22 protein-coding genes, 1 tRNA gene and 3 pseudogenes are annotated in these 24,811 nt (G+C 60.8%); 13 read left to right on the plus strand and 13 right to left on the minus strand.

Annotated elements, in window-relative coordinates:
* Positions 1–62: 62 nt before the first annotated feature.
* From ABLE86_RS04625 to ABLE86_RS04670, 10 genes are all read right to left on the minus strand, one after another.
* On the minus strand, positions 63–1,295 hold the full coding sequence (locus tag ABLE86_RS04625; RefSeq protein ID WP_348777770.1) for an agmatinase family protein: 1,233 nt from the start codon (positions 1,293–1,295) through the stop codon (positions 63–65).
* A 373-nt stretch (positions 1,296–1,668) separates the two neighbouring features.
* Positions 1,669–3,324: an APC family permease gene (locus ABLE86_RS04630; RefSeq protein ID WP_348777771.1), complete on the minus strand. Its 1,656-nt coding sequence runs from the start codon at positions 3,322–3,324 to the stop codon at positions 1,669–1,671.
* Positions 3,325–3,530: 206 nt separating this feature from the next.
* Positions 3,531–4,469, minus strand: a complete 939-nt coding sequence (locus tag ABLE86_RS04635) for a LysR family transcriptional regulator (RefSeq protein WP_348777772.1) — start codon at positions 4,467–4,469, stop codon at positions 3,531–3,533.
* Positions 4,470–4,607: 138 nt separating this feature from the next.
* Positions 4,608–5,075, minus strand: coding sequence for a hypothetical protein (locus ABLE86_RS04640; protein ID WP_348777773.1), 468 nt, complete (start codon positions 5,073–5,075; stop codon positions 4,608–4,610).
* Positions 5,076–5,149: 74 nt separating this feature from the next.
* Positions 5,150–5,314 carry a Thivi_2564 family membrane protein gene (locus tag ABLE86_RS04645; RefSeq protein WP_348777774.1) on the minus strand — a complete coding sequence of 55 codons (165 nt, stop codon included), beginning with the start codon at positions 5,312–5,314 and terminating at the stop codon, positions 5,150–5,152.
* A 151-nt stretch (positions 5,315–5,465) separates the two neighbouring features.
* Complete coding sequence (locus ABLE86_RS04650; protein WP_348777775.1) at positions 5,466–6,143, minus strand: DUF1236 domain-containing protein; 678 nt, start codon at positions 6,141–6,143, stop codon at positions 5,466–5,468.
* 237 nt (positions 6,144–6,380) lie between these two features.
* Positions 6,381–6,456 (minus strand) — tRNA-Phe (locus tag ABLE86_RS04655).
* 281 nt (positions 6,457–6,737) lie between these two features.
* Entirely contained in the window at positions 6,738–7,289 is a 552-nt protein-coding gene (locus ABLE86_RS04660; RefSeq protein WP_348777776.1) for a TIGR02281 family clan AA aspartic protease, read from the minus strand.
* Positions 7,290–7,418: 129 nt separating this feature from the next.
* Positions 7,419–8,045 carry a uracil phosphoribosyltransferase gene (gene upp, locus ABLE86_RS04665; protein ID WP_348777777.1) on the minus strand — a complete coding sequence of 209 codons (627 nt, stop codon included), beginning with the start codon at positions 8,043–8,045 and terminating at the stop codon, positions 7,419–7,421.
* A 102-nt stretch (positions 8,046–8,147) separates the two neighbouring features.
* Positions 8,148–9,122 carry an adenosine deaminase gene (locus ABLE86_RS04670; protein ID WP_348777778.1) on the minus strand — a complete coding sequence of 325 codons (975 nt, stop codon included), beginning with the start codon at positions 9,120–9,122 and terminating at the stop codon, positions 8,148–8,150.
* 119 nt (positions 9,123–9,241) lie between these two features.
* Between ABLE86_RS04670 and ubiE the strand changes: the two genes are divergently transcribed.
* The 7 genes and pseudogenes from ubiE to gstA all read left to right on the plus strand — a co-directional run bounded on the left by ubiE (position 9,242) and on the right by gstA (position 14,310).
* A complete protein-coding gene (ubiE, locus tag ABLE86_RS04675) occupies positions 9,242–10,018 on the plus strand; it encodes a bifunctional demethylmenaquinone methyltransferase/2-methoxy-6-polyprenyl-1,4-benzoquinol methylase UbiE (RefSeq protein ID WP_348777779.1) in 777 nt (258 codons plus the stop codon).
* A 13-nt stretch (positions 10,019–10,031) separates the two neighbouring features.
* Positions 10,032–11,606 (plus strand): 2-polyprenylphenol 6-hydroxylase, encoded by a 1,575-nt coding sequence (ubiB, locus tag ABLE86_RS04680; RefSeq protein WP_348777780.1) that lies wholly within the window; start codon positions 10,032–10,034, stop codon positions 11,604–11,606.
* Between the two features lie 87 nt (positions 11,607–11,693).
* Entirely contained in the window at positions 11,694–11,954 is a 261-nt protein-coding gene (locus tag ABLE86_RS04685; RefSeq protein WP_348777781.1) for a hypothetical protein, read from the plus strand.
* Positions 11,951–12,154 (plus strand): annotated as a pseudogene (locus tag ABLE86_RS04690) (type II toxin-antitoxin system VapC family toxin); the annotation flags it as partial. The gene ABLE86_RS04685 and the pseudogene ABLE86_RS04690, both read left to right, overlap by 4 nt.
* Before the next feature lie 70 nt (positions 12,155–12,224).
* Positions 12,225–12,350, plus strand: a complete 126-nt coding sequence (locus ABLE86_RS04695) for a type II toxin-antitoxin system VapC family toxin (protein ID WP_348778611.1) — start codon at positions 12,225–12,227, stop codon at positions 12,348–12,350.
* Positions 12,351–12,363: 13 nt separating this feature from the next.
* Positions 12,364–13,617, plus strand: a complete 1,254-nt coding sequence (gene coaBC / locus ABLE86_RS04700; protein ID WP_348777782.1) for a bifunctional phosphopantothenoylcysteine decarboxylase/phosphopantothenate--cysteine ligase CoaBC — start codon at positions 12,364–12,366, stop codon at positions 13,615–13,617.
* A gap of 87 nt (positions 13,618–13,704) precedes the next feature.
* Positions 13,705–14,310, plus strand: a complete 606-nt coding sequence (gstA, locus tag ABLE86_RS04705) for a glutathione transferase GstA (protein ID WP_348777783.1) — start codon at positions 13,705–13,707, stop codon at positions 14,308–14,310.
* A gap of 187 nt (positions 14,311–14,497) precedes the next feature.
* On the opposite strand, the gene gmd is transcribed toward gstA, so the two are convergent.
* The 3 genes from gmd to ABLE86_RS04720 form a co-directional block, all read right to left on the minus strand.
* A complete protein-coding gene (gmd, locus tag ABLE86_RS04710; protein WP_348777784.1) occupies positions 14,498–15,538 on the minus strand; it encodes a GDP-mannose 4,6-dehydratase in 1,041 nt (346 codons plus the stop codon).
* Positions 15,471–16,787, minus strand: a complete 1,317-nt coding sequence (locus ABLE86_RS04715; RefSeq protein ID WP_348777785.1) for a glycosyltransferase — start codon at positions 16,785–16,787, stop codon at positions 15,471–15,473. Before ABLE86_RS04715 ends, gmd begins: the two co-directional genes overlap by 68 nt.
* A gap of 201 nt (positions 16,788–16,988) precedes the next feature.
* Positions 16,989–18,329 carry a glutamate-1-semialdehyde 2,1-aminomutase gene (locus ABLE86_RS04720; RefSeq protein WP_348777786.1) on the minus strand — a complete coding sequence of 447 codons (1,341 nt, stop codon included), beginning with the start codon at positions 18,327–18,329 and terminating at the stop codon, positions 16,989–16,991.
* A gap of 760 nt (positions 18,330–19,089) precedes the next feature.
* On the opposite strand from ABLE86_RS04720, the gene ABLE86_RS04725 reads away from it, so the two are divergent.
* The 6 genes and pseudogenes from ABLE86_RS04725 to ABLE86_RS04750 all read left to right on the plus strand — a co-directional run.
* Complete coding sequence (locus ABLE86_RS04725) at positions 19,090–20,337, plus strand: hypothetical protein (RefSeq protein WP_348777787.1); 1,248 nt, start codon at positions 19,090–19,092, stop codon at positions 20,335–20,337.
* Between the two features lie 164 nt (positions 20,338–20,501).
* On the plus strand, positions 20,502–22,235 hold the full coding sequence (locus ABLE86_RS04730; protein WP_348777788.1) for a type I secretion system permease/ATPase: 1,734 nt from the start codon (positions 20,502–20,504) through the stop codon (positions 22,233–22,235).
* On the plus strand, positions 22,232–23,578 hold the full coding sequence (locus ABLE86_RS04735; protein ID WP_348777789.1) for an HlyD family type I secretion periplasmic adaptor subunit: 1,347 nt from the start codon (positions 22,232–22,234) through the stop codon (positions 23,576–23,578). Before ABLE86_RS04730 ends, ABLE86_RS04735 begins: the two co-directional genes overlap by 4 nt.
* A 111-nt stretch (positions 23,579–23,689) precedes the next feature.
* Positions 23,690–24,046: a hypothetical protein gene (locus ABLE86_RS04740; RefSeq protein WP_348777790.1), complete on the plus strand. Its 357-nt coding sequence runs from the start codon at positions 23,690–23,692 to the stop codon at positions 24,044–24,046.
* A pseudogene (gene tnpB / locus ABLE86_RS04745) lies at positions 24,040–24,387 on the plus strand (IS66 family insertion sequence element accessory protein TnpB). The gene ABLE86_RS04740 and the pseudogene tnpB overlap by 7 nt, the downstream one beginning before the upstream one ends.
* A gap of 90 nt (positions 24,388–24,477) precedes the next feature.
* A pseudogene (locus tag ABLE86_RS04750) lies at positions 24,478–24,689 on the plus strand (transposase); the annotation flags it as partial.
* Between the last annotated feature and the right edge of the window lie 122 nt (positions 24,690–24,811).

Below are 24,811 nucleotides of genomic sequence, written 5' to 3' on the forward strand. Positions count from 1 at the left end.
CTCCAGAGTTGTTCCGAGTTTCGATTGAAAGTGTGGCTTGAAGGTGAGGGCGGGGAATTTGCCTAGCCGGCGTTCTCCACCTTTGCCTTGTCGCGATGGCCGAGCTTGCCATTCGCAATCAGCGTGCCCAGCGTGTCGAGAACCACACGGCAGGCAAGTTGCGCCGTGTTGTCGTTGACGTCATAGGGCGGTGAAACCTCCACCACCTCCATGCCGCACAGCCCTTCGGCCGCGATGGTGCGAATGATCTCGAAGGCCTCGCGCGGCATCAGCCCGCCGGGCTCCGGCGAGCCTGTGCCGGGAGCGAAGCCCGGATCGATAGAGTCGATGTCGAAGGACAGGTAGACCGCCTTGCAGCCTTCCCAGGCCATCTCGAGCGCCATCTCGGCGACCTTCTTGGGGCCGTGCTTTTCGAGGTCGAACATGGTCATGACACTGGTGCCGCGCTGATGCGCGACGGCGCTGCCGGGGCGGTTGCCGTACCAGCCGCCGATGCCGAGCTGCACCAGGTTCTTGGGATGGCAGTTCGGGAGGCCGACATCGTGCATGTGGCTGTGGTCGCGATGCGAGGTTTCGCGCCCCTCATGCGTGGTCCAGAACCAGGGCGTGGTGTGCATCCGCTCATCCATGTCCTTTTCCTGGATATCGATGTGCCGGTCGATGTGGATGATGCCGACATTGCCGTCGATATGCGGGGCTATGCCGCGGACGTTGGGGAAGCCGAGGCTGTGATCGCCGCCGCAGATGATCGGAAACACGCCCGAGGTGTAGATGTGCGACACCGCCTTGGTGACCTGGTCGAAGGTCTTTTCGATATTGCCGGGAATGACGAAAATGTCGCCGGCGTCGCACATGTCCAGCTCTTCATAGATGTCGACGCCGCCGTCGAACCAGTAGCCGTCATAGAGCGCGGAAATGCGCCGCACGGCCTGCGGGCCGAACCGGGTTCCAGGGCGATAGGTCGTCGCGGAATCGAAGGGTGCGCCGACGAAGGCGGCTTCGTACTGGCCGATCTTGCGGATGTCCTCGCAATAGGGAACCTTCATGAAGGTGTTGATGCCGGCGAAGGCCGGCTGGTGGCCGCGGCTGAAGAGCGAGATGCTGCGGTCGACGACGGAGGGGGCGGCCTCGAGGCCCAGTTCGAGCGAGCGGGCGGTCTCTTCGGCCTGTTTCTTCTGCGAAATGCGCGAGAGCCGCTCCAGGGCCTGCCTTCCGTCCGTGGAGGACCTTATCTCCTCCGCATGGGAGTGGCTGTGCCCGTCGGCATGGTGATGATCGTGATGTCCATTTCCCATCGCTTCTGTCCTCGATTTCGGAGCGGTCGATCGTCAATCGCCACCCCTGCGCCGTTCCAAAGGTTCCAAACTGACAAGTATATTTTGAAAGTATTTGTCGATGAAAATTGATGCTTCTGAACTGCCTACATAAATTCGGTCAATGTTTCTAAAAACCAAATATATCAGCACAGTATCGGCTGAATATTTTGGCATCAACGACCTGAATTCCAATATCGAACATTGATCCTATCAATCCCGTTCGGGGCTGCGGCCGCCGGGTCCGAAGGAGCCGGCAAAAACGGAAAAGCCCCGCCGGAAGGTTTCCGACGGGGCCTGCTCGAGCCGCTTTGCGGTCAGATGAGGCGACCGCCTCGGCGGTCGCGCCCATGGTTCACATCTGGTATGTGGCCAGGAGATGCCCGACATAGATCGTCAGGCCGCCTGTGATCAGAACGACATAGGGCAATATGCCGGCGCGTTTCCGGATCAGCCTGCCGCTCTCCATGAGGTCCGCCTGCATCCAGGAAGGGAAGCGCCCACCGTCGGTGATGTAGTGGCGGAACAGAAAGATCGGGATGATGCCGGCCGTGATCAGCAGGCTGGTCAGCAGGGCGCGCTCTCCCCAGAAGTCCGCGCCCCAACCCATGATCAGCAGGTTGAAGTAGCCGCAGATGCCGCCGACCCACAGCAGCCAGTTCGGGCTACGGTATGGCCGCGGCGCATTGGGCCGATCCATCCTGTGCAGCCAGCCGGCCTGGAGGTTCAGGAACACGAAGATCATGTAGGTGGTGTTGGCCAGAACGATCAGGAACACGTAGTCCGACAAGGTCAGCAAAAATGCATTGAAGATCAGGTCGGTCCACATCGCGGCGACCGGCGCGCCATGGCTGTTGAGCCGCGACAGGTATTTCGGCAGCCAGCCGTCATGCGCGCCCTGGTAGAGCGTGCGCGACGAACCGGCCATTGCCGTCATGATCACCAGGCACACCGACAGGATCAGCATGGTCATGATGATGTTGGCCAGTATCGGCCCGGCGCCGACCATCTGCGCCATGAAGCGGCCGACGCCGGTGCCGTCGTAGATGCCGGGGTCCAGCAGGCCGTCAAGGCCAAGGTAGCCTTGGAACGAGATCGGAACGATGGTGTAGAACAGGATGCACAGCAGCCCCGAATAGACTAGGGCGCGCACGGTATCGTAGCCGGGATTCTTGAACTCGCGGACATAGCAGACCGCGGTTTCGAAGGGGTAGGTGGACCAGGCCGCCAGCAGCAGCCCGGCTGCGAAGGTGGTGTAGCCCACCATGTTCCAGCTGCCCGGCACTGGCTGGCCCGACGCGTCGTGCTCGAGCGGAACGAAGGGCATGAAGCTGTCAGTGTGCAGGTCGCCGGTGAAGAACGGCACGACGCCGATCAGGAACAGCGGCATCAGAACCGCGATGGCGACTATCATCTGCACCTTTGCGGCCTTGAGTATGCCGCGGTGCTGGATCGCGAACACCGTCAGCATCAGGAAAAGGCCGAGCAGGAAGGTGGTGTTGATGCGCATATGCAGGCCGGACTTGATGAAGCTCAGGTCAAAGAGCGTGATCGACCAGGTACGGATCGCGGCGTCGGCCGGAAACAGCATCTGCAGCACATAACCCGCCGCCAGGCCCGAGCCGACGGCAAGAACGGGAGACCAAGAAAACCAGTTGGTCCAGACGGAGATGGGCCCCAGCACCTTTCCATAGCGCACCCATGCAATGGCCCCGTAGACCGAGGCGCCGCCGGATTTGTTCGGAAACAGGCCCGAGATCTCGGCATAGGCGAAACACTGGATGAAGCCGATGAACATCGAGACGATCCACACCAGCGGGGAGATGTTTCCGACCGCCGAGGCGACCGCGCCGATCGAAAACAGCACCAGGACCGGCGTTCCTGATGCGAACCAAAATGCGTGTGTCCAGTTAAGCGTGCGGTGAAGCGAGTATGACGGTGTTTCCTGGGTGCCTGTGAATGTCGCCGCGCTGTCGCCGACGTCCAAGACCGACTGCATTCCGCCTTGCATGTCCTCCTCCTTCTCGTTTGGCCGTTTTCGGACCTTTTTCTTAATTCTCCTGGAGAACACACCGATGGCCTCGAGAAACCTACCGGCTGGCTATTTTCTACATTGATTTTATCAATGCGCCCTTCGGCGCGGGCGCCTAACACGTTGCAACGCATGAGAAATCGCGCGTCCAGCGCCGCGGGCGACCGGGCAATTGCGGTGCGGCGCTAGTTTTCGGGGCTGTTGATTTCCGCAACAAGCGCCACGAAGGCTTCCCTGGCGAGGCGCTTCGGGGCGTGGATGTTGGTGACGGCGTAGATGTCGCAGCACATCTCCTCGGAGCGCTCCATCAATGGCCAGAGGGAACCGCTGGCCACGTCGGACGCCACGAGCTGTTCGGGCAGGATGCAGATGCCGACGCCCGCTACTGCAAGGCGCCTGGCTTCTTCCAGGTTGGGGGTCCTGGCCGTGACCTTGTGGCCGAGCCGATGGCGCAGGCGGAAGCTGGTCAGCGAGTCGGGCTCGTCGGAGCCCGTCAGCACGAACGCTTCATCCGACAGCGCCGCTATCCCCGGCGACTCGCCGAACAGCGGATGCTGCGCCCCACAGTAGATGCCGTGGAACTCCTTCATCAGAAAATCGTAGCGAAGGTCGTTGTGCCTGTAGAGTATCGGGGTGATCCCGATGTCGTAGTCGTTGTTGACGATGCTGTTGGATATGCTCGCCCAGGGCTGCACGTCCACGTCAAGCACGACGTCCCGATAGAGGTCCGCGCAATTCGTGAACAGCCGGTCTATCTCGCTTCCGTAGAGGTTGCTGATGATGGCAACCTTCAGCTGGCCGGAAATAAGCTCATTCAGGTTTTCGAGCGCGGTCGGAATTTCATCTATGTTAACGTAGACGTTCCTCACGTATTCATAGAGTATCCTTCCCTCGTCGGTCAGTTCGAACCCTGCGCGGCCCCTCTGGCAAAGCCTGCTGTCGAGGATGGATTCCAGGCGCTTGAGAGCCAGGCTGATCGTGGATTGCTTCCGCCAGCCGACATTCGCCGCCGCCGTGATGCCGTTTGCCTGGACGATGTCATGGAACGTCTTGAGCAGGTTCCAGTCGAGCCTGCGGCCAAACTTCTGCATGCTCCCGATGAATTCATCGTCTGTCACCTGCATCGAAAATTCCCCCGGAAGCTCGAGATCCTGCTCTGCGGACATGCCGTTACGGCACATCATGCCCACAAAGACGCTCGCTGCCTAGCGCGGAGGGAGTGCGGCGGAGGAGGGAAGGGGCACGGGCTGAAGTGAAGCCTTTCAGCCTCTGTCGGCATCTCGGCTGCCGCGCGGTCTGGCGATCCAGCCGACATAGGAGAGATAGAGGCCGATCAGCGCAAAGACGGCAAATGAGATCTGCACGGCGAGTGTCTGCCTCATGGCGGCTTCGCCAACGCCCAGGAGGAAATCGGGAACCAGCATCAGTACGGCGCCGCGCAATGCCACCAGCCAACCCAGCAAGGAAATGAGGATCGCTGCGGGGCTTCGCCAATGCTGGTGGAGGGCGATCACGATCATTCCGGCGAGAAGCAGAAACGCGCCGGTCACCCAGGCCAGGCTGCTGTTCGCGAAGAAGTCGGCAAAGATCTGGTCCATCTGGGGCATGCGATAGAGGGCGGCAGCCGTCGTGAGGAACAGAAACGGGCCGATAACGCGGGCGAAAGCCCTCGTGCGCGGTTCATTTGGCCTGATTTCGGGGGTCGGGCTCATCCGGATGATCTCAGCCATGCCGACACGGCAAAGCGCCTGGCCTGCAACGCGGGGACGACCGATCGGTTCCTGAGGCCTGTGGAAGCGGACGCTCAGAACACCGCCAGGTATTTCAGCAGTGACACGATGCCGATGATGATCACTATGATCTGCACTATCTGTCTCAGCCGAGCATCAATTGGAAGCCGCTGGACGAGATACAAGACCAGGATGACGACCAGAAAAGTGATCAATATGCCGATGATCGGTGATGCCATGGATGCTCTCCCGGCTGGCCGGCCCTGATGGGCCGGCGAGGGCACGAAATCCCCCGCCACCTCAGGACTCTGGCGGCGGGCTGTAAAGCCCGCCCGCAATCATGCAGAAACATCTTCGGTGCCCGCCGGCCGGGCGAGCACCTGTCGGCCGCTAGGCAATGATGAGAACGATTTCCAGCGAGTCGGGGTCGACGATCGCCACTCGTCCGTCGGGCAGCATGAAGTACATGTAACCTTCATAGTCGGGAACGATTTCCAGGATGCGAGGCGGAAGCCGATGCAGGTGAACCTCCCGCGGCACCCGCGCGCCGACATCCACCGAGAAGTTGACGTTGGGAACCGCCTCGACACGATGTTCGTGGAACACGCGCTTGAGTTCCGATCGCTGCTCCTCGTTTACGTGGCGCCTTTCCCCGTGGCGTTCCTTGGTCCCGTGTTCTTCGGTCTTGTTCTTTGCCGGGCCTCCCTCTTCACCGCCCTGCTCCTCCTGTCCCTTCGGCCGCTTTGTTTCCTGGCCTTCGTGCTTCATTTGCCCCTTTTCGCCCTTTTCACCGCCTTGCTCTTCCTTGAGCTCCTCGGACTGTCCCTTCGGCCGCTTTGTTTCCTGGCCCTCATGCTTCATGGGCGCCTTTTCGCCGCCTTGGCCGCCGTTTTCTTCCATATTGCGGCCGCCTTCCTCTCCCTGGCCCTTTTCAGTGCCATACTGGCCGCCCTGGCCTTCGGATTGCTCCGACGGCCTCTTCTTGAGCATTTCGTTTTGCGCAATGGCGAAGCCCGGAACTGTGCCAATAGTCAGGGCGAGTACGCTTTTGATGAGGATCTGTCTCATGGTGGTCCTCCATAGACTGATCGTAGCCAACGCCGGTCAGATACCGCCGTTCCATCACATAATCGAGCATCGCCGCAGCGCGGCGGACCGGCGGGGAAGTTCGTCGCTCACTATTCGAAAGTGAGGGTTGTAAAGGAAAGCGAGCTTGCGACCCGCTGCATCGGAGCGGCTCAATAAGCTGGAACCCGGATCAGGGACTGAGCGGCGGCGTGACGCTACACTGTTACGAAGGAGTGATGGTGCCCAGACGCGGATTCGAACCACGGACACGCGGATTTTCAATCCGCTGCTCTACCAACTGAGCTATCTGGGCCTGTGCAATGCGCTGCCGCGCTTCGCTTGACGCCGTCAGGTGGTTGGCAACCCCTGAAAGCGGGTGGGTTATAGCACGAGATTTTCGCCTGTCCAGCACCCCAATGCCGTTTGTTGAAAGAAATCGGAATTTGCCATTCTTGCGCGGCGGCAGGGCGTGCCTCGGCAGAAAGTTTTCAGAAAGCGGCGTGAAAACAAAGAATTGAGAAGTGGGCGCGCGCCGAGGCCGAGGGCGAACAACCGCGAAGCTCAAGAACCGGTGCCCGGACAGGCGAAGGACGGCTACTGCACCATCAGCAGTGTGCCGTTCTGCACCTGGTATTTGCCGAGCCGGTTGAGGAAATTCATGCCGATCAGCGTGCCCGAAAGCGCCCGGTCGTCCATCACGACCGCCTGTACGTTGTCGACGGAAATCTGCCCGATCTGGAGCCGATCGATGATCACGAAAGCCGCGCGCGCGATGCCGTTTGCGGTGTCCACTTTCTGGCTGTAGTCCAGTTGCGACGGCGATATGCCGATGCGCCGGGCGGTGGAGCGATTGATGGCCACCACCGTGGCCCCGGTGTCGATCATGGCGTCCACGGCGCGCCCGTTCAGCCGAAACTCGGCGGTGAAGTGGCCGCGCGAATCGGCGGCGAGCCGCACCTTGCGGCCGACGGTTCCTTCCGGGCGCAGCGAAACCGGCTGCGCGGTCGCGGCCTGGGCCTGCGCTGTCTCGGCGCCGAAGAGGGGCCCCAGCAGGCGATCGAACGCCTCCCGGTTGGACTCGTACAGCATCGGGAAGGATGCGGAGATTCCCGCGCAGACGGAAAAGATGATCAACTTGCGAAGCATGGCCGCCCTAGTCTTTTTGGGCGATCCTAGGGGCTTCGCAGTATGGGCGGTCTTAACGACCGCGCATCCGCGTCGACTTTTGCACCGGTTTCGCGGCGCGTGCTTAACCGTTGGTAAAGCGGATAGGGCCTACTTTGTGCCGTAGAGGCGGTCGCCGGCGTCGCCCAGGCCGGGAAGTATGTAGCCCTTCTCGTTGAGCTGGCGGTCGATGGCCGCGGTGTAGACCGGCACGTCCGGGTGGGCCGTGGTGAAGCGCTCGATGCCTTCGGGCGCGGCCAGCAGGCACAGATAGCGCATGTTGGTGGCGCCGCGCTCCTTCAGCTTGTCGATGGCCGCGATTGCGGAATTGGCGGTTGCCAGCATCGGGTCGACGACGATGATCAGGCGGTTGGCGAGGTCGCTCGGCGCCTTGAAGAAATACTCCACCGCCTCGAGCGTCTCGTGGTCGCGGTAGAGGCCGATATGTGCGACACGCGCGGCCGGCACCAGATCGAGCAGGCCTTCCAGAAGCCCGTTGCCGGCGCGCAGCACCGAGGCGAAGACCAGCTTCTTGCCCTCCAGGATTGGCGCTTCCATCGTTTCGATGGGGGTCTCGATGGTCTTGGTGGTGAGCTCCAGGTCGCGCGTCACCTCATAGCCGAGCAGCAGCGAGATCTCGCGCAGCAGCCGCCGGAAGCTGGCGGTCGACGTTTCCTTGTCGCGCATGATGGTGAGCTTGTGCTGGACAAGCGGGTGGTCGACGACGGTGACGCCCATTGAAATTCGCTCCTGAAGGTTCTGCTGCCGGCCAATATTATCGGTTGCGGCGGGCGGGCGAAACCGCCTGCTGCGCACCAGCCACAGTTTTGTCGCGCTTTCTCAGCGCTTGGGCGCGTCGAGCCGGGCGAGAAGCTGGGTCCTGGTCTTGCGGCCGACGAAAGCGGCCTCGATTGCCGTGCGGGTCACCGCTGCAAGTGCCTTGTCGTTCATGCCGAAATGGGTGGCGGCAATCTCGTATTCGCGCTTCAGCGTCGTCCAGAAATAGGGCGGGTCGTCGGAGTTGAGCGTCACCTTGCACCCAGCTTCCTGCAGCTTCAGGAAGGGATGGCTGGCGAAATCCTCGAACACTTTCAGTGCGATGTTGGAGCCGGGGCAGCATTCCAGCACCACGCCCTCGTCGGCGATGCGCTTGACCAGGTCCGGATTTTCGATGGCGCGCACGCCGTGGCCGATGCGTGACGGGCGGATGTGGTCGAGGGCTGCCTTGACGCTTTCCCAGCCGCCGAACTCGCCGGCATGCACCGTGATGCCCAGCCCCGCTTCGCGCGCAATCTCGAAGGCGCGCACATAATCTTCCATGTCGCCGTGGCGCTCGTCGCCGGCGACGCCGAAGCCGGTCACCAGCGGGTGGTCGCATTTGGCCGCGAAGCGGGCCGCTGCCTCGATCGATTCGACGCCGAAATGGCGCACGCCGGTCACGATCATGCGGCCCTCGATGCCGGTCTTGTCGCGCGCGCGCAAAATGCCTTCGCCCAACGCGTCGGTGTAGGCCTTGGGCGAAAGCCCGGCCTTGATGGCATGATCGGGCGAGGTGAAGACCTCCGAATAGATGGCGCCATCGCGCGCCAGGCTGGTCAGGTAGTGCTCGGAAAGCTTCGCGTAGTCCTCCTCGGTGCGGAAGAGGTCGGAAGCGACGTCGTAGGCCGCGAGGAAGCTGGTGAAATCGTGCCAGACAAAGGAGCCGTCGCGAATGACGGAGGAAACGTCCTTGCCGTATTTCTCGGCCTGCTTCAGCACGAGCTCAGGCGCCGCCGCCCCCTCTATGTGGCAGTGCAATTCCGCTTTCACAGGCATGTCGTTTCCCTCTCGCAGCCGCGTATCCTAAAAACGCGGCTCTTCACCGCGCCTTAAACAATGGCGTCGCCAATCGTGATCGGCTATGGTCCCGCCGGATTTATGGCGGATCGGAAAAAATGTCAGAGCAACGGACCACGGCGGCCGGAGGCATGGAAACCTCCTATGGTTTCAAGAGCGTAGACCAGGCCGAGAAGCAGGTCTTGGTCAACGAAGTTTTCCACCGCGTCGCCAGCCGCTACGACCTGATGAACGACCTGATGTCTGGCGGCCTGCACCGGCTGTGGAAGGACGCCATGGTGGCCTGGCTCAACCCGCCGAAGCGCGCGGGCTGGAAGGTTCTGGACGTGGCCGGGGGCACCGGCGACATCTCCTTCCGCATAGTCGAGGCCTCGCAGCGGCAGGCTCACGCCACCGTGCTCGACATCAACGGTTCCATGCTGGCGGTGGGCAAGGAGCGCGCCGAAAAGCGCGGGCTGGCCGCCAACACCGACTTCGTGGAGGCCAATGCCGAGGAACTGCCCTTCGCCGACGAGACCTTCGACGCCTATACGATCGCATTTGGCATCCGCAATGTGCCGCGCATCGACGTGGCGCTGTCGGAAGCCTACCGCGTGCTGAAGCCTGGCGGGCGCTTCCTGTGCCTGGAGTTTTCGGAAGTCGACATGCCGGTGCTCGACAAGGTCTACGAGCAGTGGTCCTTCAACGCCATTCCGCGCATCGGCCAGATCGTGACCGGCGATGGAGAGCCCTACAGCTATCTGGTCGAATCGATCCGCAAGTTCCCCAACCAGCCCAACTTCGCCGCAATGATCTCGCGCGCCGGCTTCGACCGTGTGACATACCGGAACTATTCGGGCGGCATTGCCGCGCTGCATTCCGGCTGGAAGCTTTGACGGGCGCCTGCGGATGACTTCGATAGGGGCCGCTTTCCGGCTGGTCAGGGCGGGATGGATTCTCACGCGCGAGGGCGTGGTTGCTGCCTTGCCCGGCGAAGACATGACGGGCCTGCCGAAATTCGGCTGGCGGGTGGCGAAGCTTTTGACGCGCGGCGGCGCCCGCCGCCGCCAGCGCTCCGAGCGGCTGGCCGGCGCGGTGGCGCGGCTGGGACCTTCCTACGTCAAGCTGGGACAGTTCCTGGCGACACGCCCCGACGTGGTGGGGAATGACATTGCGCTCGACCTCGCCCTGCTGCAGGACCGCATGCAAACCTTCCCCAGGGAGCAGGCGGTGCATGCCATAGAAGGCTCGCTGGGGCGGCCGATCGGTGACCTGTTCGTCGAACTGGGGGCGCCGGTGGCGGCCGCGTCAATCGCGCAGGTGCACACCGCCGAGGTGCGCAACGGGGGTGACGTGTCGAAGGTGGCCGTCAAGGTCATCCGGCCGGGCGTGCGCAAGGCCTTCCAGCACGACCTGGAAAGCTTCTTCCTGGCCGCGCGCCTGCAGGAGCGGTACATCCCCACCAGCCGCCGGCTGAGGCCGGTCGAGGTGACCGAAACCCTGGCGCAGACCACCCGTATCGAGATGGATCTGCGCCTGGAAGCGGCGGCTCTTTCCGAGATTGGCGAGAATACCCGCGACGACCCCGGCTTCCGCGTGCCGCAGGTCGACTGGGAGCGTACCGGCCGAGATGTGCTGACCATGGAATGGGTCGACGGCATCAAGATGAGCGATGTCGAAGGGCTGCGCGATGCTGGCCACGACCTGCCCCGGATTGCTTCCAACCTGATCCAGTCCTTCCTGCGCCATACGCTGCGCGACGGCTTCTTCCATGCCGACATGCATCCGGGCAATTTGTTCGTGGAGGCCGACGGCACCATCGTGGCGGTCGATCTTGGCATTGCCGGGCGGCTCGGCAAGAAGGAGCGCCACTTCCTGGCCGAAATCCTCTACGGCTTCATCACCCGCAACTATGTGCGCGTGGCCGAGGTGCATTTCGAGGCGGGCTATGTGCCGCGCAAGCACAATGTGGCGGCTTTCGCCCAGGCCATCCGCGCCATAGGTGAGCCGATCCACGGCCAGCCGGCCGAGACCATCTCCATGGCCAAGCTGCTCACCTTGCTGTTCGAGGTGACCGAGCTGTTCGACATGCAGACGCGCCCAGAGCTGATCCTGCTGCAAAAGACCATGGTGGTGGTGGAAGGCGTGGCCCGCACGCTCGACCCGCACTTCAACATGTGGAAGACGTCCGAGCCGGTGGTGGGCAGCTGGATCGCCGCCAACCTGGGCCCGCGCGGCATGCTGAGCGACGCGCGCGACGGCGTGAACGCGCTGCTTTCACTCGCCCGCCAGGCGCCGGACTTCGCCGCCCGCACCGAGCGCCTGTCGCGCGAGATCGACGCCATGGCTGAGCACGGCCTGCGCTTCGACGCGGCAACCGCGGAGGCCATCGGCAAAGCCGAAGCGCGCCACACGCGCTGGGGCCGGGCGGCGCTGTGGGTGATCGCGCTGGCGATGGTCTGGATCGGGTGGAAGCTGGTGTAGTGGCTGGGTGACAGGATTGCTGTCATTGAAGGCTTGATGCTCTTGGACTAACTTCGAAGTGAAAGTCACTTTCAAAGTGAGAGTTCTATGAGTGCCCTTACCATTCGCAATCTTGATGAGCGTACACAGCAGGCTCTACGCGAGCGCGCCGCCGAGCATGGTGTTTCCGTTGAGCAGGAAGCAGGCGAGGTTTTAAGATCGGCCATCTTGGGTGAGCAATCGTCTTCGCAGAAGGTTTGGAGGCTCAAGGCCTCCCGGGAGGAGATTTTGGCTCTCGGGCGGAAGCCGGAACGGCCGTTCGACCTCAAGGCAGTTTGCGACCAGATGTGGGACGAGGGGCTTTTGTGACGGTAGCGGTCGATACGTCAGCGTTGATAGCCATTCTCAATGCCGAGCCGGAAGCGGGGGCATTCCTAGATATCATAGGTGCTGCAGAGTCATTCGTTAGCACTGCCACGCTTCTTGAAGCACATAGCGTAGCGTGTCGATGGATCGGTGGTGCTGCTGTTGGCGCACTTCAAAACCTAATCGATCGACTTGAGCTTTCTGTCGTCGCCTTCGACGCGGAACAGTTGCAGGCCGCGCGAGCAGCGTACTTGCTCTATGGGCTCTGGCCACATGGCGGGCCTCAATATGGGCGACTGCTTTTCCTACGCCCTCGCCAAGACCCGCAACCTGCCTTTGCTTTTCAAAGGCGACGATTTCATCCATACGGATATCAAACCGGCGCTGAAGCCGGCGTGAGGGCAGGCAAGGCATGACACTTTCGGGCAAGCGCATTCTGCTCATCATCGGCGGTGGCATCGCAGCCTACAAGTCGCTGGACCTCATCCGCCGGCTGCGCGAGAGGGGTGCGGCGGTGCGCTGCATCATGACCGAGGCTGCGCAGCAGTTCGTCACTCCGCTCGCTGTCGGCGCGCTCAGCGCCGACCATGTCTTCACCGATTTGTTCGACCGCCAGGACGAGCAGGATGTCGGCCACATCCGCCTGTCGCGCGAGGCCGACCTGATCGTAGTGGCGCCCGCCACCGCAGACCTGATGGCCAAGCTTGCCAACGGGCTCGCCAACGACCTTGCCTCTGCCGTGCTGCTCGCCGCTGACAAGAAAGTGCTGATGGCGCCGGCGATGAACCCGAGAATGTGGGCGCATCCGGCCACCCGGCGCAACCATGCGACGCTGCATGAGGATGGCGTCGTCTTCGTCGGGCCGAACAGGGGCGAGATGGCCGAGAGCGGCGAGGCCGGCGAGGGGCGCATGGCCGAGCCGCTGGAGATCGTGGCGGCCATCGAGGCGCAGTTGGACACGCGGCCGAAGCCGCTCACGGGCCGCAGGATCATCGTCACTTCCGGCCCCACGCATGAGCCGATCGACCCGGTGCGCTACATCGCCAACCGCTCGTCGGGCAAGCAGGGGCATGCGATCGCGGCCGCGCTCGCCAAGCTAGGTGCGGATGTGCGGCTGGTGTCCGGCCCGGTCACCATTCCGGATCCGGCAGGCGTTCACACGACCCATGTCGAGACGGCGCAGCAAATGCGCGATGCCGTGGAAAGCCTGCTGCCGGCAGATGCTGCTGTCTTCGTCGCTGCCGTTGCCGACTGGCGCACCGCCAATTCCGCCGACGAGAAGATCAAGAAGGTGGCGGGCGAGGGGCCGCCGGCGCTGCAGATGGTCGAGAATCCGGACATCCTCGCAACCATCGGCCATCACAAGAGCCGCCCCTATCTGGTGGTCGGTTTTGCCGCCGAAACCCAGAACATCGTCGCGAATGCCGAGGCGAAGCTGAAGAAGAAGGGTGCCGATTTCATCGTCGCCAACGATGTTTCGGAAGCCGGCGGCGCCATGGGCGGCGACCGTAACCGGGTAAAGATCGTCTCCAAGGCCGGCATCGAGGAATGGCCCGACATGACCAAGGCCGAGGTCGCCGAACGGCTGGCCGAGGTTATCGCCGAACGGCTGAAGACCACCGAGGTTCTAGTCCGCGCCTCCGAGCCGCCGCTGTCTCTCGCCTGAACACACATTGTTTATCGCACGCGGACTTGGCCGCTTCGCGCGTGCGTGCGAGAGGGGCTGGCCAATCCATTCGGAGTATCTTTCGAAATGAAACTTTTCTACATGCCCGGCGCCTGCTCGCTGGCTCCGCATATCGTTGCCAACGAAGCCGGTCTCGACGTCGAGCTCATCAAGGTCGACGGCAAGAGCAAGAAGACCGAGGCCGACCAGGATTTCCTCGCCACCAACCCCAACGGCTATGTGCCGGCACTGGTGTTGGCCGATGGCGAGCTGATGACCGAGGCATCCGTGCTGGTGCAGTACCTCGCCGACCAGAAGCCCGAAAGCGGCCTGATGCCGAAGGCAGGCGAAATGGCGCGCTACCGCGTCCAGCAGTGGCTGGCTTTCATTTCGACCGAACTGCACAAGGCATTCGGTCCGTTCTTCCGGCCCGACACGCCCGAGGCGACCAACGAGGCAAACCGTGCGCATCTGACGAAGCGCCTCGCCTATGTCGACCAGAAGCTCGAGGGCCGCTCCTATCTGATGGGCGATGCCTTCAGCGCGGCCGATGCCTATCTGTGGACCGTTCTTGGCTGGGCGAAGCACGTCGGCTTCGATCTCGCGCCCTTCGCCAATCTCCAGCGCTTCCTCGGCACCGTGGCCGCCCGCCCGGCGGTGCAGAAGGCACTGCGCGACGAAGGCCTGGCCTGAGGCGTTAACCCTCTCCAACGCGGGGGCTTCATGAAAGCGACCGCAAAGAAGACGGCCCGGAAATCGATGATCGGTTCCGGGCCGTTGTCATTTCGGCACTATGGGTTCCTGCCCCCGTGCCGGTCGGGCCCGCAACATCGATGGCGGTCCGTGCGGCCACCCTTCACAAGCAAAGCGGTTCCACTCATCAATGGGCGGACTGAGCCCGCGCCCTTTCACGCGCGAGGTCGGCTGCAACCATCATCTGAGAGAGTTGCGCTACTGTGGTAGCGGGCTTCCAGTCCAAAATCCGCCCTGCCTTGGCAGGGCTGCCGAGCAGGAGATCGACCTCGGAAGGCCGGCGCAGCGCCGGATCGACAAGGACGAGATGGCGCTTGGTGTCGCAACAGCGGCCTACCTCGTTGTCCCCGGTCCCGATCCACTCAAGCTCTATTCCTGCCGCCGCGAAGGATTGCGTGGCAAAATCCCGGACGGTAGTGGAGACCCCCGTTGCAAGAACGAAGGTGTTTGGCTCCTCTGCCTGGAGCATGCGCCACATGCCGTCGACGAACTCTCCCGCAAACCCCCAGTCGCGCTTGGCGTCGAGATTGCCAAGCGTCAGGCTGGATTGCAGGCCAAGGCTGATACGGGCGGCACCAATGCTGATCTTGCGCGTCACGAATTCTTGCCCACGCAGGGGCGACTCGTGGTTGAACAGTATGCCGGAGCTTGCAAAAATCCCGTAAGACTCGCGGTAGTTCACCGCTGACCAGTGCCCGAACAGCTTGGCCACGGCATAGGGACTCCTCGGATAGAAGGGGGTCTCCTCCGTTTGAGGAATCGCCTGGACCTTGCCGAACATTTCGGCGGACGAGGCCTGGTAAACCCGGATCTTCGGATTGACGGTGCGCACCGCTTCCAGGAGTTGCAGGGCCCCAACGGCGGATATCTGCGCTGTAAGCGTCGGTTCCTTGAAGGACACGCCAACGTGGCTCTGACCTGCCAGATTGTAGACCTCGTCGGGTTCGGCGGCCGTGAGCGCTCGAATGTTCGAGCCGGGATCCGTCAGATCATGTTCAACGAGCGAGAAGTTTTCGTGATCGGCTACCTTGAGCTCAGAAAGGCGCCAGAAGCTCTGCGTGCTCGTTCTGCGGTGTCCGCCAAAGACCCGGTAGCCCTTATCAAGCAGGTGCCTGGTGAGGTAGGCTCCGTCCTGTCCCGTTAGCCCTGTCACGAAGGCCCGCTTCATTCTTCACCCTTTCCTTCACGCCTGCATTGGCGCGGCTATGTGCCTGCCACTTGGCAAGGACCAGATTCTTGAATTCGGTCCGGAAGCGAGCAATGGAAAATCGCTCGGCATGCTGACGGATCGTCGCCGGATCGAATGTGACGGTTGAATTTTCGAACTTCGCGACCACATCGCAGACGGCCTGAGCGCTTTGCTCCCAGAAATGAAAGCCGGTCACGCCGTCGACGACGGTCTCCGAAGCGCCACCGCGCCCGAAGGCAAGCACGGGCGTGCCGCAGGCCTGCGCTTCCAGCGGGGTAATGCCGAAATCTTCCTCGGCCATGAAAATGAATGCCTTGGCCTCCTGCATGTGCTTCAGGAGAACGTCGTCGGGCTGATAGCCGAGGACGGACACATTGGGGCCGGCCCTTCTCAAGGCGTCCTTGTATTGCGGCCCGTCGCCGATCACGACCAGTTTCTTGTCCGGCATCTGCCTGAAGGCTTCGACGATCAGCGGGATCTTCTTGTAAGGCACCATGCGCGAGGAGGTGAAATAGTAATCACCCTTGGTTCCGCCAATCCGGAAATAGTTCGTATCCACGCCGGGATAGATAACGTCCGAGCTCCGCCGGTAGGCCTTCCAGATACGACGCCCGATATATTCCGAGCAGGCGATGAAATGGTCGACACCATTTGCTGTCCGGGTATCCCAGATGCGGGCCCTGTGCAGTACTGCCCTGGCTACAACACCTCGAGGCCTGCCATCGAAACGTTGTTCCCTGAGGTATTGATGCTGCAGATCCCAGGCATACCGCATCGGCGTATAGCAGTAGCATATATGCAGTTGATCCGGACCCGTGATCACCCCCTTGGCAACAGAATGGCTGTTGGAGACAACGATGTCATAACCGGACAGATCGAACTGTTCGACGGCTATGGACATCAATGGAAAGAAGTATCTGTAGATGCCTGAAAGGGCTTTGAATCTTTGAAGAAAGCTTGTCCGAAAGGTCTTTCCAAGGAAGTGCGACTTGTACCGTCCGTCACTGAAGTCCACCAGGCAGAACAAGTCCGCCTCCGGAAAATCCTTGAGCATCTCCGACAGCACCTTCTCGGAGCCAGCATAGGTTACAAGCCACTCATGTACGAAGGCTATACGCACCTTGACCCCCAATCGCACCACTGCGTTGTAGAGAAATTTCGATGTCAAAGACTGATTTTTTTGCACGATGGATTCGAGTATTGAAAGCTGTCCTTTTTTGGCTCGCATCGCTGTGCGCTACTACTTTAGAAGCTGTTCCGAAGAATTGGCCCGATACCGTTTCTCTCAAAACATAAGCCGATCGGGCAGGCGTACTGGTCGTCGCACTGCATTCCGAAATCGGCGATCACGTGGAGGACCACAAGCCCGGCTGGTGGAAATCAACACAGCTTGCCTGGCTGCCTGCCGCTCACTTGCTCGTGGGGATGATTACTGCGAATCCACCATCTGATTGAAACGGCGATAGACTAGCTGGGACGGACGTCCGACCAGGAAACGCTCGACACCGCCGTCAAGCGCGCGCGCGTAGACCTCAAGCGCCTTGTCAACAGCGTCAATAGTTTGCGCGACAGCCGCATCGTCGTGAGAGTAGCTGACGACAAGCGACGGCATCAACACGCCGTGCCTGATCGTTTCCTGCAGGAAAAGGGTGCGGAATGCCTGCGACGACTGGCCGTTTTCGTCAAGCGTCGCGTACGCCAGACAGCAGGGGCGTCCGACGATCTTGAAATGGTTGCCCAGCCCGTGGCGCCGGGCCGATGTTTCAATGCCTTCCCTCAGTTTCTCCCCCTGCCTGTAAAGGTGCTCGATAACCGGTTCTGCCTGGTAGGTCCGCATTGTGGCGATCGCAGCGGCGAGGGAATGGGTTTCGGCTCCGTGTGTCGTGGAAAGAAGGAAAACCCTTGGACGATCAGTGTGTTCCAAGCCGCCGAGCCGCATGTATTCGCGTCTGCCTGCCAGCGCCGACACGGAAAATCCGTTCGCGAGTGCCTTTCCGAAGGTCGAAAGGTCGGGTTCGATCCCATACGAACCCTGCGCGCCGCCCAGGTGCCAACGGAAGCCGGTGATCATTTCGTCAAGGATAAGCAGCGCGCCGTTCTCGCGGCATAGCCGTTGCGTCTCGTGCAGGAAGCCGTCTCGAGGCTCGTCGACGCGCGAGGGCTCGAGTATCAGGGCCGCTATCTTGCCCGCGTGTCTTGCGAACAGCTCCTTCACACTGGAGAGGTCGTTATAGCGGAAGGTGACTGTCAGCCCCCTCACAGTGCCCGGAATCCCTGAGTTCATCGCTGTGGTGCCGATGAACCAGTCGTCGGTGGAGAAGAAGGGGTGGTCGGCACAACACGCAACAAGGTCCCGGCCCGTATAGGCTCGCGCAAGGCGGACCGCGCCCGATGTCGCATGGGAGCCATCCTTGCAGAACTTCACCATTTCGGCGCCCGGAACGAGGTCCAGAAACGTTTCCGCGCACTCGACCTCGATCCTCGTCGGACGCGTGAAGTTGCAGCCGTCATGAAGAGCTTTTTCCACCGCCCTCAGCACGGGAGGATAGGCATGGCCGAGACCGACCGCGCGGTTGCCCATGCCGTACTCGATGTACTGGTTGCCGTCGACGTCCCAGACGCGGCAGCCGGAACCGCGTTCTATGAAGCCCGGAGCAAGTACGGGATACTGGTCATCGCCCTTTGCGTAGGTATGGCAGCCGCCGGGAATCAACGTGTGCGATCGCTGCTTCAGACGAGCCGAGTTCTCGAAACGCCGAAATTGTTGCATCTGGCAGCCCTTGTAGTCGCCGCCAGTGTACAGCCCGCGAAACGAATTTCGCTTCCGCAATGTGTGGGTGGTGCATCGGGGAAAAGATGTAACCGCAGGACATGTGCCGCCGACCGCAGCCCATGTGTCTGCCCACATGGCTTGACGACTTGCTGGACGCAAGAAAAGCCGGCATCGACGCCATGCGCGTCCACTTACGCCTATGACACCGTAGCGCTGACACCCATCTCGTCCAAAATGATTACCGGTGGTCAGGTTCGCAGACAGTAGTCATCCGCTCGCGGGTTTCTGAAGATAGAAAGCGATCTGGCAGATTGCAAGGAAGGTCGGATCGGCTGATCCGACGTCGATGCAGGTGATTCCGGGACCACCCGACATCCTGGCGCTCTAGCCGCCGACCCGCACCGTTCTGGCACCCATGGTCGGCTCAAATCATTCGCGTCGGCTGGCATCAAGAAGGTGCCTATGGTGCGAAAGCGCTGAGGTCGTTCCGCCTTCAATCCCGAAGGAGCAGCTCAAGGCCATCGCCGATCAGCGGAAAGCTGCCTCGTCTCATCTTGCCAATTTGCAACAGGACCGCGAGGAAGCTGATTACACCTCCTCGAAATTCCGTTCCACCCGATATTCAGCGAGGCGCCAGAAATTAAGCAATAACCCGTAATGGTGTTGACGCACATTTCACGAATAGTATAGCTAAAAAAGTGTTAAGGCCGCTTGTCTCAACAATCGCGGTGCGGATTGGTCTTTAAGGGTGGGGATTATGGGGTTTTCGTTCACAGATTGGTATGATGATAAGAGTAATGCGTCTATTCAGGGACAGCTCTCAAAAAGCTACGAGGCCTGGCTTTCGACGGAACTAAAGGGGCTCGCAGACTATGTTGGCTATATTTACTGGAAATCGGGTGCCAGTGTCGAGGACGCCAAGGCCGTTGTTAAAGCGATCTCGGAGGGCAAATTCAAGCTTGATGATCTGCAGAGCTCCGCACAGAGCAAGATTGGCCCCGTCGACGGCAGCGCGATGAAAGCCCCCAACCCCGTGGTTGTGGTGAACGGGGTGACGATTTCGATCAAAGACATGCTTGGCGGCCTCGATACCGAAACCTGGAAGGACTCCGGGAAGAACGGCCAGTTCCATACGCGCGAGTTCTACACGTCCTCGCATGAGCCGGACGGGTACAGTTCTGACTGGTCGAACCCGCCCAAGCCGAATGGGGCGCCGACCGCTGATAAGATTTATGTCAATGCCACGGAGACTCAGTCGACCTACGACGCCAATCACCACGTCGACAACAGGCACGTGGAAGATCTCAAGGTTGTGGACCTGATTGAGGACGCACAGGCAAAGGATCCGGACGGCGACGTTCTTTCCACAGGCGGCTATCAGTTCTTCGACAAGGACAACAAGCCAATCGACATGCCCGACTACATTACGATCGTCGGCGGAAAACTGATCATTGACCAGAACCACATTGATCTGGACGATCTGAGGGTTGGCGAGCACCGGGAACTGTCGCTCACCTACAACATCGACGACGGCCAAGGGCATACGATATCGAATACGGCCTATATCCATATCGAGGGGACCAAAGACATCTACCAGGAACATGGTAGCTTTCATGTCGAGCAGACGCACCTTCGGTCAGATTCGACGACCGGGGGCGGAAACATCAACCACAATGTCTTGGAGCTGAAATTCTCTGAGGCTGCGGATGGCGGTTTTGATTTCACAGCTACTGGCGGCACGCTAACGGCGACTCAAAGCGGCTTGACGGGTAATCAAAAGGTCAACGTGGTAGATTGGGTAGACTCCAAAGCTGGCGCAGGTGTCGATTTCACGAAGACCATCAATCTAACGGAAGACAGCCCTACAGACACCAGCGCCCTGTCGGCCTCCGCCCTAAACGATAATAAGATAGACTACAACGTTGGCTTCAACGGCCAGGCCGACCCGACCGACAGTGTAACGGTCCGCGTGGATTACACCTACGACTACTGGCACTGGGCCTGAGATAGCGTCCGAAAAGCGATCGGAGGGCGCACGAGCGCCCTCCTTTTTGGTCGAGAAGGGCGGCAGCGGCCTTCTCCGTTGATCGGCGGCCGGTGCCGCTGTTTGTGTATGGCCAATTCCCCGCAAGTCTCACATAGGAATTGGCTGGGACGTAGCGGGCGGTGATGATCAGGAATCCGGAGTTAAGGGGCGTCGCCTATCAATTGCGGCATTATTATTTTGTCGCGGGCCTGTTCAGTTTTGCGGTTAATCTGCTGTACTTGGCTGGGCCGATCTACATGCTTCAGGTCTACGACCGCGTCATGTCCAGCGGCAGCGTGACCACGCTGGTCATGCTGAGCCTAATACTGCTGCTCGCCTATATCTGCCTGGTCGGGCTGGACATGGTGCGCGGGCGCATTCTCAGCCGAGCGGGCATCCGAATGGATACGCTTCTGTCGCAACGGATCCTGCTGGCCTCGCTGGAGCGGCCGGAGAGCCGCAGCCAACCATTGCGCGATCTGGATACGATCCGGCAATTCGCCACCGGTGGCGGCATTCAGGCGGTGTTCGACCTGCCGTGGGTGCCAATTTACCTGATCGTCCTGTTTCTCCTTCATCCCCTGCTTGGCGTATTCGCCCTGGGCGGGGCGATGGTGATCGGAACACTTGCCTTCATCAACGAACTGATCCTTCGCAAGGCCCTCAGCGAGGCGGGCGACGCCTCGAACCGCAATTATGCATTCACCGATGTCAGCCTGCGCAACGCCGAAGCCGTCAATGCGATGGGGATGGCGCGCAGCCTGATCGTCCGCTGGTCCGATGACCGCAACCTCATGCTTCACCGCCAATTGCTCGCAGGGGACCGCGGCGGCTTTGTCGGCGGGGTAATCAAGTTCATCAGAATGTCGATGCAATCGATCGTCTTGGGGCTGGGCGCCTTTCTTGTCATCGAGCGCATGGCCACCGCCGGCATCATGTTTGCCGGGTCCATGCTGCTGGGGCGTGCGCTCCAGCCGGTCGAGCAGGTGGTGGCGCATTGGCGCAGCTTCGTTTCCGCCCGGGATGCCTATGCGCGCATCGACCAGTTGCTGGCGACCGTTCCGCCAGAAAGATCGAGCCTCCTTCTGCCAAGGCCCAGGGGAGCGCTCAGCGTGGAAAATGTGGCGTTCGCCGCCGCTGGCTCACAGAAGCCCATTCTCAAAGGAGTGTCCTTTCGACTTGAAGCGGGCGAGGCCCTCGGCGTGATCGGACCATCCGGCGCTGGTAAATCGACGCTGGCCCGCCTGCTGATGGGAGTCGCTCGGCCATCTGTTGGTGTTGTCCGGCTTGACGGAGCCAACATCGCCCGGTGGCCAAAATCCCAGCTTGGCCGCTATCTTGGCTATATGCCGCAAGACATCGAGCTGTTTCCCGATACGATCGCTGCCAACATCTGCCGCTTCGAGGCGGGGGAGGATCATCTGATCGTCGAGGCGGCTAAGATGGCAGGCGTGCACGAACTGATCCTGCAACTTCCGCAAGGCTACGACACGCGAATTGGTCCGGGTAGTGCCATGCTGTCGGGCGGTACGCGCCAGCGCATAGGCTTGGCGCGCGCCATCTATGGCCTCCCGAATCTCGTAGTTCTCGATGAACCCAGCTCGAACCTCGATACGGTCGGCGATCTGGCGCTGGCCGAATGCATTCGGCGTCTAAAGGAACAGGGGTGCACCGTAGTCATCATCTCGCATAGGGTTGCGACGATTGCCGCCGTGGACAAATTGCTGGTGGTAAAGGATGGCCTGGTGGAGGCGTTCGGCGAGCGGGACGATCTGATGCGCCGCTTCTTGGCCCCACCGCAGGTAAATGCCAAGCCGAGCATCAAGGTCATCCACGTCAACAATTCCGCGCCACCTTCCCTTAGAGAGGCCGAATGAGCGGCGCCGTCCTCACCCATTCAGCGTTGCGGCAGGAGGCGCAACCCACAACGCTCCGCCCGGACGACGATTTTCATCCTGTAGCCCGGACTGGCTGGCTCATCATTTTGGGCTTTTTCGGATGCCTTGGCACCTGGGCCGCTTTTGCACCACTGAATGCGGCCGTTATCGGTGAAGGATTGGTCAAGGTCCAGGGCAATCGCAAAAGTATTCAGCATCTCGACGGCGGCACGATCCGGCGACTGGGCGTGTGGGAAGGTAGCCATGTTCGGCAAGGCGACCTGCTCGTTGTCCTGGACGACACACAGGCGAAAGCGCAGGTCGCAATTCTCGAAAAGCAGCAAATGCAGCTTCTCGCCCTGGAAGCGCGCCTCGTGGCTGAAGCAACGGAAGCGGAGACCTGGTCCTTACCCGAAAGCATTGTCGGGCCAGAGGATTCCGCCGCTTCTGATATCCTTCAGGAACAGGTTGATGAATTCAACATCCGTCGCTCAGCCCTGGCGGGCGAGCGCGAGGTGCTGCGTAAGAAAGTGCTTCAGTTCCAGATGCAACTGGAGGGAAATGAGGCGCAGAAGCATGCCCTCAATGAACGACTGCAAAGCTTTGCGGCTGAGCGCGAACTTCAGGAGCGCTTGGTAAAAAAAGGTCTTTCGACTAGGACACGCCTCAACGAATTGTTGCGCGCGGAGAGCCAGGTACGTGGCGAACTGGAGGCGCAATTTACATCCGCCGATGTAACGCGCCAATCCATTGCAGAGGTCCAGGCCCAGATTGAAAATCTGTCGAGCGAGCGAAAAAGAGACATCGCTCGCGAGCTTCGGGAAGTCCGAACTCGCCTGGCCGAGATAACGCCGCGCCTCGAAGCTGCAAGAGTCACATTAGAAAACACGGAGGTCCGCTCCCCTGCCGACGGAATCATTGTGGACCTGAAATTCTTCAACGATGGCCAGGTGGTTCGCCCTGGCGAGACGCTGCTTGAGATTGTCCCAGACAAGTCACCTCTGACTGTCGAGGCGCGGATCAGGGTCGAAGACGTCACTGACGTGAAGCCTGGAATGGAAGCGGAGGTTCACTTTACGTCGTACAAGCAGAAGATACTTCCTATCATCCATGGACAAGTAACAAGCATTTCCGCCGACCGTCTCACTGATGAACGGAGCCAGATTCCCTATTATGCGGTGACCGTTGATGTAGATGCGAATGAACTGTCAGCAAGCCCAAACATCCAGCTGTACCCCGGTATGCCTGCAAGCGTCATGATTACGACGGAAGGGCGTTCGGCACTCAATTATCTTCTCGGACCGTTAGTATCCAATCTGAATACATCGTTTCGCGAGCGGTGAGAGATGTCGAGTATTCAAGCGCCGCGATGATCAGGACCATGGCGATGGTCAGGATCACCCTTGTAGCATTTGAAGCGCGCTGCGCCCCCGTCCGTCCGGCAGTCAGGCCAGGTGAATATCGTCGCGCAGACCACGGGATTGACCAGCGAGAAGAGGGTGACAATGGCTTGCAAATGGTCTTCCACCGGGCAGCTCATGATCTCCGCCGCCGCGAGCCTTGTAATCCTAGTGGATGATGGCGACGATCCCGTCACGCATAAACGTCAGGGCCGACTCACACAGGTCGAGGAATTCGTCGCCCGGCAAGCGTATCGAACTGCAGCAGTGGAGAAGGTCACAGCGAAACGTCCGACAAAGCCGTCGCGCATTGAGATCGGCTGCAAGGGCGGCCGCATCCTGAAGATCGATGCCTCGATTGCGCCAGGAACACTGAAGGCGCTAATCCGGTCGGTGGAAGAAGCATGGTAGGTCCAGGGGCGAATGCGCGCGTCTATCTCGCCTGTGGGGTGACTGACATGCGCAAGGGGATGGACGGATTGACGGCACTGGTGCAGACGGTGCTGCGGCAAACGCCAGCGTCCGGATCGGTATTCGTCTTTCGCGGCTGTCGCGGCAACAGCATCAAGTTTCTATTCTGAGACGGCCAGGGATTTTGCCTCCACTACAAGGTCCTGGAGCAAGGCCGCTTTCCGTGGCCTTCGGCTGCCGATGGAGCGGCCCGGCTGACGGCGGCGCAACTGGCGATGCTATGGGATGGAATCGACTGGCGGCGGCCGTCCTGGACCGCTGCGCCGAAGCGCACCGCATGAGGAAAAAAGCTCAACCTTTCCACTGTGATAGCTGGTGAGCAGCGGTCAAATCAGCTATACATTCCGGCCATGTAGCAGAGCCTTTCCGAGCTGCCGGAAGACGTCGAGAGCCTACGCGCGATCATTGCCGCGCAAGCCGAGAAACTGGCGCGTCAAGCCAGAGGTTACGCTCGCGCGACACGTTGATCGAGAAGCTGAAGGCTCAGCTTGCCGTTCTGAGGCGGGCCCGCTTCGGTGCCTCATCGGAGAAGATCGAAACCTCGATCGAGCAGCTTGAGCTGGCGTTGGAAGGCATCGAGGCGACGGACGCGGAGTTCTACGCCTAGAAGAGTCCGCGTCAGGCAATCCCCTGGAAAACGTGGCGACGTCAGTTAATCAATCTATGCCGCCCGGAACGGGACAGGCAGCTTCCGGCCCCTTCAGA

The sequence above is a fragment of the Mesorhizobium sp. KR2-14 genome (assembly GCF_040049255.1).
Taxonomy (GTDB): domain Bacteria; phylum Pseudomonadota; class Alphaproteobacteria; order Rhizobiales; family Rhizobiaceae; genus Pseudaminobacter.